The 11,698-nt window shown below is 64.5% G+C and carries 12 protein-coding genes; 5 read left to right on the top strand and 7 right to left on the bottom strand.

Annotated features, from left to right (window positions below):
- The 3 genes from K0M70_RS11155 to K0M70_RS11145 all read right to left on the bottom strand — a co-directional run.
- Positions 1–159, bottom strand: a 159-nt coding sequence (locus K0M70_RS11155) for a sulfur transferase domain-containing protein (protein WP_290781933.1), incomplete at its 3' end; no start/stop codon positions are given.
- A 73-nt stretch (positions 160–232) separates the two neighbouring features.
- Positions 233–1,141, bottom strand: coding sequence for an MBL fold metallo-hydrolase (locus tag K0M70_RS11150; protein WP_290781930.1), 909 nt, complete (start codon positions 1,139–1,141; stop codon positions 233–235).
- Complete coding sequence (locus tag K0M70_RS11145; protein WP_290781929.1) at positions 1,138–1,329, bottom strand: DUF2892 domain-containing protein; 192 nt, start codon at positions 1,327–1,329, stop codon at positions 1,138–1,140. The genes K0M70_RS11150 and K0M70_RS11145 overlap by 4 nt, the downstream gene beginning before the upstream one ends.
- Before the next feature lie 330 nt (positions 1,330–1,659).
- Here K0M70_RS11145 and K0M70_RS11140 point away from each other — a divergent pair, with 330 nt between their 5' ends.
- The gene (locus tag K0M70_RS11140; RefSeq protein WP_290781932.1) at positions 1,660–2,964 is read left to right on the top strand and encodes a sigma 54-interacting transcriptional regulator; all 1,305 of its coding nucleotides are present in this window, start codon (positions 1,660–1,662) and stop codon (positions 2,962–2,964) included.
- Positions 2,965–2,987: 23 nt separating this feature from the next.
- On the opposite strand, the gene K0M70_RS11135 is transcribed toward K0M70_RS11140, so the two are convergent.
- From K0M70_RS11135 to K0M70_RS11125, 3 genes are read right to left on the bottom strand one after another with little or no spacing between them, the layout of a single operon-like run.
- The gene (locus K0M70_RS11135; RefSeq protein ID WP_290781928.1) at positions 2,988–3,152 is read right to left on the bottom strand and encodes a DUF2474 family protein; all 165 of its coding nucleotides are present in this window, start codon (positions 3,150–3,152) and stop codon (positions 2,988–2,990) included.
- Positions 3,149–4,153, bottom strand: coding sequence for a cytochrome d ubiquinol oxidase subunit II (cydB, locus tag K0M70_RS11130; RefSeq protein ID WP_290781927.1), 1,005 nt, complete (start codon positions 4,151–4,153; stop codon positions 3,149–3,151). Before cydB ends, K0M70_RS11135 begins: the two co-directional genes overlap by 4 nt.
- Before the next feature lie 10 nt (positions 4,154–4,163).
- On the bottom strand, positions 4,164–5,576 hold the full coding sequence (locus tag K0M70_RS11125; protein WP_290781926.1) for a cytochrome ubiquinol oxidase subunit I: 1,413 nt from the start codon (positions 5,574–5,576) through the stop codon (positions 4,164–4,166).
- A 546-nt stretch (positions 5,577–6,122) separates the two neighbouring features.
- On the opposite strand from K0M70_RS11125, the gene K0M70_RS11120 reads away from it, so the two are divergent.
- From K0M70_RS11120 to K0M70_RS11105, 4 genes are read left to right on the top strand one after another with little or no spacing between them, the layout of a single operon-like run.
- Positions 6,123–6,728, top strand: a complete 606-nt coding sequence (locus tag K0M70_RS11120; RefSeq protein WP_290781931.1) for a TetR/AcrR family transcriptional regulator — start codon at positions 6,123–6,125, stop codon at positions 6,726–6,728.
- Positions 6,729–6,781: 53 nt separating this feature from the next.
- A complete protein-coding gene (locus tag K0M70_RS11115) occupies positions 6,782–7,918 on the top strand; it encodes an efflux RND transporter periplasmic adaptor subunit (RefSeq protein WP_290781925.1) in 1,137 nt (378 codons plus the stop codon).
- Complete coding sequence (locus tag K0M70_RS11110; protein WP_290781924.1) at positions 7,915–9,117, top strand: ABC transporter permease; 1,203 nt, start codon at positions 7,915–7,917, stop codon at positions 9,115–9,117. Before K0M70_RS11115 ends, K0M70_RS11110 begins: the two co-directional genes overlap by 4 nt.
- Positions 9,110–9,829 (top strand): ABC transporter ATP-binding protein, encoded by a 720-nt coding sequence (locus K0M70_RS11105; protein WP_290781923.1) that lies wholly within the window; start codon positions 9,110–9,112, stop codon positions 9,827–9,829. Before K0M70_RS11110 ends, K0M70_RS11105 begins: the two co-directional genes overlap by 8 nt.
- A 482-nt stretch (positions 9,830–10,311) precedes the next feature.
- On the opposite strand, the gene K0M70_RS11100 is transcribed toward K0M70_RS11105, so the two are convergent.
- Complete coding sequence (locus tag K0M70_RS11100; protein WP_290781922.1) at positions 10,312–11,607, bottom strand: TolC family protein; 1,296 nt, start codon at positions 11,605–11,607, stop codon at positions 10,312–10,314.
- Positions 11,608–11,698 lie beyond the last annotated feature (91 nt).

Below are 11,698 nucleotides of genomic sequence, written 5' to 3'. Positions count from 1 at the left end.
CGCACGTTCGATCTCGCCGAAGTTGGGTTGGTCAGCGCTTTCGCCATCCGGCCGGTTGCAGACGATAGCCTTGAAACCTGCATTCCGAATGGCCTCAAGGTCCGGCGGCAAGACCTGCGGCGATACCGAAAGCTCATCGGTGAGGATACGAATGTCCATAAGCAAAGAAACTCCGTGAAGCAATCAGTTCCGAGAGCAGTCGCGTCAACCGCTGCATTCATGCAGTGGATTGCTAGCTCGCGTTCAGGGGAATTTTTAGGTAGCTGATGCCGTTTTCTTCCGGCTCTGGCAACTCGCCGGCACGCATGTTCACCTGCACCGATGGCAGGATCAGGGTAGGCATGGCCAGAGTGGCGTCGCGGGTTTGGCGCATCGCCACAAACTCCTCTTCGCTGATGCCATTGCGTACGTGCACATTTGCCTCACGCTGTTCCCTGACCGTGCTGACAAAATCCACCTCGCGGCCGCCGGGCTGGTAGTCGTGGCACATGTACAGCAACGTCTCAGGTGGAAGGCTCAGCACCTTATTGATCGAGCGATACAGGGTGCGCGCATCCCCACCAGGAAAGTCGCAACGTGCGGTGCCGTAGTCCGGCATGAACAGGGTGTCGCCGACGAAAGCCACGGTCTGCACGGCGTCACTGACGACGTAAGTCATGCAGGCCGGGGTGTGGCCCGGGGTGTGCATGGCGCGCACGCGCAAACTGCCGATAGAAAACGACTCGTCTTCAGCGAACAAATGGTCGAACTGGCGACCGTCGCGAGCAAAATTACTTCCGGCGTTGAACAAGTCTCCGAACACTTGCTGCACGGCGGTGATGTGTTGGCCGATACCCAATTCCCCGCCTAGTGTCTGCTTCAGGTAGGGGGCCGCTGAAAGATGATCAGCGTGCGCATGCGTCTCCAGAATCCACTGCACCTTGGCGTCGAGCTCAACCACGCGCTGAATCAGCAGTTCGGCGCTGGCATGCGAGGTTCGACCGGACTTCGGGTCGAAGTCGAGCACGGTGTCGATGAGTGCGCATTGCCTCGTCGCACGATCCAGCACGATGTAGCTCACCGTGGAAGTCGCCGGATCGAAATAGCCCTCGACCTGCAGTGTGCCGAGAGTGTCCACGCTCGGCTTGCCCTGGCGGCTCACCGGCGCACCGGGCAGGTATTGATGCCCAGCACGGCGTACAGCGGACAGAAGCCTATCGCAGCAGTCAGCAGCGGCACCACGCCGAGATAACCCCACATGCCGATGACGCCAGTGGCGGCCATGCCGATGGATGTCACGCCGATAACGAACCGCAGTCCGCGGTCGAGGTTGCCTTCGTTTCTTTTCACGTGTGGACTCCGGTAGTGGCTAGAACCAAGCGACCGCCATCGAGCGAACGTTCTTTAACGGCAAGCAAAATCCATGCCACTTTTCCACCTGACGTGGTCATTCGTGTAACGTGTTGGTTGTAAAGTCTTTTGTAATCCGCCAAGAAGCAAAGAACACAGAGACGCTGGATGAACTGCCAGCTTCAGCTGCCCGCGGCGGCAGCTCACTGGCAGTGTTTGGCAGTCGGAGGGGCGGACGCGCATAATGGGGACGTGAAAACACTTTACGAATCGACCCGCGAGGCCGCGCTCCCACTTGCGACGCTGGCCAACCCGCAGGCACCTGCTCAGATGCAGGCGCTGCTCTCGTACCTCGAACACGAATCGCAGCCGATGATCGTGCTCGACCCGGACTACAACATCCTGGCTGCAAACACCGCGTACCAGCGCCAGTTTGGCACCGTTGGCAAACCGTACATCGGTGCCAAGTGTTACCGCGTATCGCACCGCTACGACGTGCCGTGCGATCAAGCCGGCGAGCACTGCCCGATGAAACGGGCCCTCGAGATGAAGGGGCCGGACCGCGTTTTGCATATCCACCACACACCGCGTGGACCCGAGCATGTGGATGTCGAATTGCGGCCAATCCTCAACGCAGAGCGTGAGGTGGTCGCCTATGTGGAGAGACTGACTACAGTACGCAGCGCTTCGGCACGGGCGAGCGCCGAGGGTCTGGTGGGCCAAGCCCCGGCCTTCATTGCCGCGCTGTCGGCGGTGCAGCGCGTCGCGCCCTCGATGCTTCCGGTCCTGCTGCTGGGCGAATCGGGCACCGGCAAGGAGCTGTTTGCCCGCGCGGTGCATGAGGCCAGTCCGCGCGCGGACGGACCCTTCGTCGTGGTCGACTGCTCGGGACTGACCGAAACCCTGTTCGAAAGCGAGCTGTTTGGCTACGAGAAAGGCGCGTTCACTGGCGCTCATGCGCGTAAGCCCGGCCTGGTTGAAACGGCCAAGGGCGGCACGCTGTTTCTGGATGAGATGGGCGACGTTCCCCTGTCGATGCAAGTCAAGTTGCTGCGGCTGATCGAGTCGGGTACGTTTCGCCGCGTTGGGTCGGTCGAGACCCAGCAGGCCGACTTCCGGCTGGTCGCCGCCACCCACAAGCCGCTGCAGCAGATGGTGGCCGATGGAGGCTTCCGGCAGGACCTGTACTACCGCATCAGCGCCTTCCCCATTCATCTGGCGCCGCTGCGCGAACGGGCGGCAGATATCCCGATGCTAGTGCACTCGTTTCTGCAGCGCGGCGGAAACCATCATCATCCGCCGGTCGTGGCACCAGCGGCCATGGCAGTGCTGCAGGCCTACCGCTGGCCCGGCAACATCCGTGAATTGCGCAACGTGCTCGATCGCGCCCGGCTGTTTGCCGACGATGGCGTGGTGCGCGTCGAGCACCTTCCGGAATCCTTGACGACCAGCGCGCCGCCGCCGGTGGTGCCCGCAGGGGCGCCGGCAGCGGCGAGCCGTCGCCACGAGGTGGACGATGCCACGCTCAGGGATCTGGCCCAGAGCGCGCGCGGCACGCGCAAGGAGCTGGCCCTTCACCTCGGGGTGAGCGAGCGCACCCTGTATCGGCGCCTGAAGGCGCTCGGGTTGCTTTAGGCGACCCTGCCGGCAACTATCCACTACAGCCTCAGCAGCAACCGCAGCAGCAGGGCAATCATTAGCAGCAGGGCGACGCTTGCGGCCCAGATGCCGGCCACCCAGGCCAGGCGGAGCCACAGCGGTGGCAGCGGCGCACCCGGTTGTGGCGCTGCGACGGTCGGCCAACCGAGCGCGCGCCGCTTCATGCGTGGTACCCGTCTGCGCTCACCTTGCCGCGGAAGACCCAGTACGACCAGGCTGTATAGCCCAGGATCATCGGCAACACGACGACCGTACCCCAGAGCATGAAGACCTGGCTGCTGTGGTCGGTCGCGGCCTCCCAGAGGGTGACGGCGCCGGGCACGACATACGGATACACGCTGATGCCGAGGCCAATGAAGCAAAGCAGAAAGACACCCAGCGTAAGCAGGAAGGGGGCGACGTCGCGTTTCGCGCTCATGCTGCGCACAAAGGCCACGCTGGCCAACGCCACCAGCACCGGCACCGGCGCCACGGCCATCAAACCCGGCCAACGCAACCAGGTGTCGAAGTAGGCGGCGTTAAGGAACGGCGTGGCAGCGCTGACGGCCACGATAGCCACCAGAGTGGCCCCACCCAGCCACCAGGCCATGTCGCGTGCCTGCTGCTGCAGCCGTCCCTCGGCTTTCATCACCAGCCAGGTCGCGCCCAGCAGCGCATAGGCGATGGCCACGCTGACCCCGGTGAGCAGCGAAAACGGCGTCAGCCAGTCCCACCAGCCGCCGGCGTAGGCACGATCCTGGACCGCAACGCCCTGCAGCAGTGCCCCCAGCACCACGCCTTGCGAGAGCGCCGCCAGCAGCGAGCCGCCGCTGAAGGCCAGATCCCAGAAGCCGCGATGGGCGGGGTCGCGCCAGCGGAACTCAAAGGCCACGCCACGGAACACGAGGGCCAGCAGCATGGCGATGATCGGTGCATACAGGGATGAAAAAATCACCGCGTAGGCCAGCGGGAACGCTGCCAGTAGCCCACCACCGCCCATCACCAGCCAGGTCTCGTTGCCGTCCCATACGGGCGCGATGCTGTTCATTGCGGTGTCGCGGTCGTGGCCTACCGGGAAGCGCCGGAACAGGATGCCGATGCCGAGATCGAAACCGTCCAGCACCACGTAGATGAACACGGCCAGGAAGATGATCAGGGCCCAGATGACACTCAGGTCGATAGTCATGATCGCGTCCTCACTCGGCGGCCAGTGCATCGGGCCGCAGTGCCACTGCAGGCGTGATGCCTGCAGCGCGCTCGGGAATGTTTGGCACCGCCGGTTCATGCAGCGACGGAGGCTTGGCCATCAGCTTCAGGATGTAGATCACGCCGACACCGAACACCGCGAAGTACACGACTATGAAGGCCAGCAAGGACGCCGCCACGGCCGGTGCGGCCAGCGGCGAGGCCGCCTCGGCGGTACGCATCAGACCGTGAACGGTCCAGGGCTGGCGGCCCACCTCGGTGGTGATCCAGCCCGCTAGTACTGCGACCAGCCCCGAAGGGCCCATCAGCAGCGCGTACCGATGCAGCCAACGCCACTCGTAGAGCTTGCCGCGGGCGCGTGCCAGCAGGCTCAACGCTCCCAAAAGCGCCATCAGGAAGCCCAGCCCGACCATGATGCGAAAGGCCCAGAACACGGTACCCACCGGCGGTCGATCTGCCTCGGGCACGGTGTCCAGTCCAGCCAGCGGCGCATTCAGGTCGTGCTTGAGGATCAGCGACGAGGCTTTTGGTATCTGTATCGCGTAATCAACCCGGTTCTCGGCGCTGTTCGGAATACCAAACAGAATCAGCGGCGCGCCCTCTGGGTGGCTCTGGTAGTGGCCTTCCATTGCCATCACCTTTACTGGCTGGTGTTCCAGCGTGTTCAGACCGTGCAGGTCGCCCAGCAGGATCTGCAGCGGCGCGACGATCGCCGCCATCCACATCGCCATCGAGAACATCAGCCGCGCTCGCGGGTTGCCGCGGTCCTTCAGCAGGTGCCACGCGCCCACCCCGCCGACAATCAGCGCGGTGGTCAGATAGGCACCCGACAAGGTGTGTGCCAACCGATAGAGAAAGCTCGGGTTGAAGATGATGGCCAGCCAACTGCCGGCCGAAATGAACTGCCCCTCCGCGTTGATCGCGAAGCCGGCCGGCGTGTGCATCCAGCTGTTGACCGACAGGATCCAGAACGCCGATACGAAAGTACCCAGCGCGACCATCAACGTGGCCATGAAGTGCAGGCCCTTGCCGACGCGCTGCATGCCGAACAGCATCACGCCGAGGAAGCCGGCTTCGAGGAAGAAGGCGGTTAGCACCTCGTACGCCATCAGTGGGCCGATGATCGGTCCGGCCTTGTCGGAGAACACCGCCCAGTTGGTGCCAAATTGATAGGACATCACGATGCCCGAGACGACGCCCATGCCGAACACCAGCGCAAAGATCTTGATCCAGTAGCGGAACAAGTCCATGTAATGCTCGCGCCCGGTCTTCAGCCAGAGACCTTCAAGCACCGCGAGATAGCTGGCAAGTCCGATCGTGATGGCCGGAAACAGGAAGTGGAAACTGACCGTGAAGGCGAACTGGACGCGCGCCAAGAGCAGCGCCTCGGGGAGATCAATCATTGCGAGTCCTCTCGCTGAGCGAAAAACGCCCGAATGCTTGCCCATCAGACTGGCCGGGCAGACCCTCGGGGTCTGTGCGTTAGTCAACGCTTCTAGCCGAGAACATATTCAAGATGCGTGCCAAGTGCTGGCATCACATAAAGGCTCGTGACTTCAATACGTTGGAGATGCCTCGCTTTGGTGCTGCCAACCGGACCAATCTGCCAGCGCCAAAAGTGGCAGCCTTCTGCCAGGCTGGCAGCATGTCGTATGGGAGATAGGCCCCTGCCCAGGGCGCACACTCGAAAGTGCGTGGGTGAAGCGCTTGAATCTTCAGGGCTTCTCCGGAGTCATTTTTGGTTTAAGTCACGTGACCCGGCGGCTTCCTGTGGCCCAATTGCCGATTGCCGCCTTTGTGCTGAAGGGGAGGCCAGCGTCGCCCAAGGGGCGTTCCCGATTGCATTAAGTCCTTTGCGCATGCCGGAGCCATGCAGCAGGCGGCCGGTTGACACGTAGCCGTGGCGGGCAGAAGATTGCAACTAATTACTTTGTTGTGGGCATGCCGTGATTCAGACGCGTCCTTACCTCCCCGCTGATCAACGCCGATCCGCGACTATCGAAGCCGTGGTGGCTTTGGCCGCCGAGTGCAATCCCGGTGACATCACCACCGCCGCAATCGCCGACCGCATGGGCCTGACTCAGGGTGCGCTATTTCGCCACTTTCCAAATAAGAGCGCGGTCTGGGAGGCGGTAATGAACTGGGTGGCGGACAACCTGCTGTGCCGGCTGGATGCTGCCGAGGCCGGCGCCGCCACGCCCCTGCAGGCGCTTGAAGCGCTTTTCATGGCGCACGTGGCCTTCGTGGTTAGCAATCCAGGCATCCCTCGCATGCTTTTCGGTCAGCTGCAAAACCCCGCAAAAACGCCGGCAAAGTCGGTAGCCCAGAGCCTGCTGAGCCGGTACGGCGAGCGCCTGGTGCGGCTGCTTGAATCTGCCAAGGCCAGCGGCGAAATCGCAGAAGATCTCGATACCCGAAGCGCCGCCATGCTCTTCATCGGCAGCATCCAGGGGCTAGTGATGCAATCGCTGTTGGCCGACGACGTGGCGCGCATGCAGCAAGATGCCCCGGTACTGTTCCGCCAACTGCGGCGCGCTTTCGCGGTGCGACAGTGAGCGGCCGGGCACAGTCGTGGAATCGGGTCGGACTAATCGCCGGACTGGCGCTGTTGGGCCTGCTCCTGGGGTACGTGTTCTTGCGCAGCGGGCCACTGGCGCCGATCGCGGTGACGGTCACCGTGGTGGAAGCGCGAGGCATCTCGCCCAGCTTGTTTGGCATTGGCACAGTCGAGGCGCGGCACCGCTTCCGGATCGGCCCGACCCAATCTGGCCGTGTTGGCAGCGTGCTGGTGGATGTGGGCGATGTGGTTGCCGTTGGGCAGCTGCTGGCCACGATGGAGCCGATCGATCTGGATGCCCGCATGCAGGCGCAGTCGTCTGCCGTAGCCAGGGCTGCGGCGTCGCTTGAAGCGGCGCGGGCGCAGGCCGAAGAAGTTAACGCACGGCGCGTCTATGCGCGGGCACAGGCAGAGCGTTACCGCCAACTGGCCAGCGAAGGCCTGGTCAGCCGAGAGGCGGCTGAGGCGCGCAAGCAGGAGCTTGACATGGCCGAGGCGGCGCTTGCTTCTGCCCATGCCAACCGGCGAGCAGCCGGCGAGGAGGTCGCTCGCCTGATGGCTGAGAGTGGCGGTGTTGCCGAGCAGCGCGCCAATCTGCAGCTCACGGCGACGAGCAATGCGCTGGTGGTAGCGCGTCTGGCCGAAGCGGGCAGCACGGCCGTTGCAGGGCAGGGCGTTCTGGAATTGATAGACCCGGACAGCCTGTGGCTGGACCTTCGATTTGACCAGCAAAGCGCGGCTGGACTGCGTTCCGGCCTTGCGGCGGACGTGGTGTTGCGCTCGCGCCCCGAGGTGCATTTGCCGGCCAGCGTGTTGCGGGTGGAGCCGCTGGCCGACTCGGTAACTGAGGAGCTTCGTGCAAAGCTGATCTTCACACAGCGGCCTCTGCCGCTTCCGGCGCTGGGCGAGCGGATCGAGGCTCATGTGCTGTTGCCCGAGACAGCCCCCGCGCCAACCGTGCCGAACGCCGCCCTGCGTCGTGTCGATGGCACGCTCGGAGTCTGGCGAATTGGCCCGGATGGACTGGTCTTCGTCGAAGTGACGGTACTGACGCGGGACCTTGAGGGCCGTGTCCAGTTGCAAGGCGCGCTTTCGCCCGGTGACCGGATACTGCTCCACAGCGCATCCCGGGTCTCCGCGACCAGCCGCATCCGCGAGGTGGCAACGTTGGCGGGGCCGGCATCGTGATCAGCCTGGCCGGGCGCGACATCCTGCACAGCTGGGGCAAGTTCGTTCTTACCGGCGTTGGGTTGGGTCTGCTGATCGGCGTCACCCTGACCATGGCCGGTGTCTATCGCGGCATGGTGGACGATGCCCGCGCCCTGCTTGACAACAGCGGCGCCGACCTTTGGGTGGTGCAGCGCGAGACGTTGGGACCGTATGCCGAGCCATCCAGCCTGCCCGACGACGTCTTTCACACCATTGCAACGGTGCCGGGTGTGGCGCAAGCAGCCAATGTCACCTATCTGACGATGCAGATACGTCGCGGAGATCAGGACGTGCGCGGCATGGTCGTGGGCGTGGCGCCGGGTGATCACGGCGCCCCGGGCCAGCCGGACCATCTGGTTGCCGGCCGCCACATCACTCGCGGCCACTACGAAGCGGTGGCCGACATCGCCACCGGTTTCGGACTGGGAGACCGCATCAGCATCCGCCGCCACGAGTATCGCGTGGTTGGACTGACGCGGCGGATGGTTTCTTCGGGCGGTGACCCGATGGTGTTCATCCCGCTGAAGGATGCCCAAGAGGCCCAGTTCCTGAAGGACAACGACGCCGTGCTGGGCCAGCGCCGCCGCACCGCCGCCAACCCCGTGCTGGATCGCCCCGGCGGCTCGGAGGTTGCGGACGCCATGATCGCCGCGCAGGAATCAAATCATTTCGTCAACGCGGTGCTGCTGCGTATCGATAGCCACTTCGCGCCAGAGGAGGTAGCGCAGCCGATCCGCCGCTGGCAGCGCCTGCAGGTCTACACCCGGGAGCAGATGGAAACCATCCTGATTGGCAAGCTGATCGCCACCTCGGCGCGCCAGATCGGCATGTTCTTGGTCATCCTGGCGATCGTCTCGGCCGCGATCGTGGCCTTCATCATCTACACCATGACGCTTGGCAAGATCCGGGAGATCGCCGTGCTCAAGCTAATCGGCACCACAAACCGAACGATTGCCGGAATGATCCTGCAGCAGGCGCTGGGACTTGGCCTGATTGGCTTCGCCGTGGGCAAAGTCTCTGCCACGATCTGGGCGCCGTACTTTCCCAAGTACGTGCTGCTGGAAAATGCCGACAGCCTGCGCGGACTGGCTGCAGTGCTGGTGATCTGCGCTCTGGCCAGCGTGCTAGCGATCAACGCCGCGTTGCGGGTTGATCCGGCGGAGGCCGTCGGTGGCTGAGCCCCAGATCGGCGGCATTCGCATCGAGGGCCTGCGCAAGCGCTATGGCAGCGGCGAATCCGCGGTCGATGCCCTGCGCCACGTCGACATTCAGGTTGCTCCAGGTGAAGTCGTTGGCCTGATTGGCCCGTCCGGATCCGGCAAGAGCACCTTGCTCAAGTGCCTGGGCGCGGTGATCGAGCCCAGCGGCGGACGCATGGTGCTGGGCGAGCGGGTGATCTACGATGAGGGGTGGAAGATCAAGGATCTGCGCGCGCTGCGCCGCGATAACATCGGCTTCGTCTTCCAGGCGCCCTACCTGATCCCCTTCCTCGACGTCACCGACAACGTGGCGCTGATGCCTATGCTGGCCGGACGACCGAATGCCGAAGCGCGTGCCCGCGCCGTTGAGCTGCTCGGCGCCCTGGATGTTGCGCACCGCGCGAGCGCCATGCCGGCGCAGCTGTCGGGTGGTGAGCAGCAGCGCGTGGCGATCGCCCGCGCCCTGATCAACCGTCCGCCGGTCATTCTCGCCGACGAGCCAACCGCGCCGCTTGACAGCGAACGGGCTCTGGCGGTGGTGCGGATCCTCAACCGCATGGCGCAGCAGTATCGTACAGCGATTATCATCGTTACCCACGACGAAAAGATCATTCCGACGTTCAAGCGGATCTATCACATCCGCGATGGCCGCACCCAGGAACAGGCCGGCGAGGGGCGCTTGCTGGCTTAGCCAATAGTTTACTTCCCTGCGCGCGCTCACGCTCCCGGAACTGAGGTGGCTACATCATCGGGGTCGGTTCTTTCAGCCCGGACAAATTTGCAGTGTTGCAACTTCAGAGCGGCGGCAATCCTGGCCTGCCCGGTTCGCCACTCCAGTAGCCGTCGACCGAGTCAATTGGCTGGGATGCGTTGGTCACGGATGTCGACACATCTCTCCCTCGGTTCTGGGCCCCAAATATGCAAAAGCCGCCTTTCGTCGGCTTTTGCATCCAGTCGCCCCTTCGTTCTTGTCGAAGCGGTCAGGCCGGGTTAGCAGTTGGACGGATGAACGCACAGCCCCAACCCTGGGAAAGCGCCTCCGCAGGACGGCTCAGGCAGGCTGCATCCACAGACAAGCGCACTCAGCCGCCGCTGATCCCGCTGCGCTTGACAGTAGCGAAGCGCCATCAGTTCGCCTCTGGTTTGGCGAACACGTCAGGCTCGTCCGGCGTATCATTGCGCTGCGATCGTGGCGTTCCCTGCCGTGGAGTGCCCGTCGTCATTGATCCAGAAGTCGTGCGCATCAAGCAACAGCCGGGCGATCGCTCCGTAGGCAGCAGCGCGGGACTCGACTTCGGCGAGGGCGGCTTCGCGTTCGCGCCGACGGGCCGCCAGCAGAGGCGCCAAGGCGACGCCGCCGATTTCGCGGCCGCGGGCGAGGCGCGAAGTTTCGTTTCGCTGTGCGTCTAAGCCTTCCTTCGCGAGGGTCCAAGCCGCCACCAAGGTTTCAGCGCGGGCCGCCAATGCCTTGGCGTGTCGTCCAACCTCAATGCGCACCGCATCGGCATCGGCTTCGGCAGCTATGGCCTGGCCGGCCGCTTCGGCTGCCATCGCGCTTCGGGCGCCGGTACCCAGTGGCATGCTAAAGAACACACCCACCGCCGTCTCGTCCCCACCCCGCTCCGACAGGGCGCGCACGCCGAAGGTGGGGTTTGCACGGCGGTCGAGGCGGGCGCGTTCGGCGCGGTTGGCCTCGAGTTCGGCCCGGCCCTCGGCCAGGGTCACCTCGTGGCTCACCGCTATGATCCGTTCGCCCCAATGGCGCCAGCCTGGTTCGGGCATGGACGGCACGGCCACGGGAGCCGCATCCGCAGGAAGGGGCAGGGCGGGATAGCGCGCCTGCAATGTGATCCGCGCCTCCAGCGCGCGGATCTCCGCCAGTCGTTCCTCGCGGCGCGTGGCCGCTACTGCGGCGAGGGCGGCGTCGTGCTCGGCCAGCGCGGCATCGCCTTCGCGCGCTCGGGCAGCGATGGCGTCGAGGTCGGTTTCTGCGTCGGCCACGGCCTGCGTTGCCACTCGGCGCAACTCTTCGGCAGCCAGCCATTCCAACCAAGCTTCGAGCAGACTGATCGCCGCCACGTGACGGGCGTCCGCCAGCAGGTCATCGCCGACCGACTGTTCAGCGTCGGCGATGCGCAGGTCCACGGTGGCCTTGCCGGGCAGGCGCAGTTCGCGCTGCAAGCTGACTTCCCATTCGTTGAACTTTCCCTGGTCGCCAGCGTCGCGGTCCAGCCACTGGCCACCGGCGATCCACTCGTGTCCGCCGCGGTGGCGGCCCGAGGCACGCGCGATAGCGGCCTCGCGCTCACCCTGGGCGCGGCGCACGCCGGGGTCGGCGTCGATCGCGGCGATGGCCAAGTGTGTCTCGGGTAGCGTGTCCGCCAGTGCGGGCGGGAGTTCGGCGGGGCGCGCCAGCGGCGCGCCAGCGTAGGCCAGGGCCAGAAGCAGCGGGCTCAGGTGGGCTTTCATTCGGCGATCCTCCCGAATTCGATGATCGGACTCATCCAGTAGGCGATTTCCGGTGACGGCAGGCGCGTGCGCAAGCCTTCGACGAGGCGGC

This window comes from Arenimonas sp. (assembly GCF_019459675.1).
Lineage (GTDB): Bacteria > Pseudomonadota > Gammaproteobacteria > Xanthomonadales > Xanthomonadaceae > Arenimonas.
The sequence above is the reverse complement of the archived record's forward strand: the minus strand, read 5'-3'. Positions and strand labels throughout refer to the sequence as shown.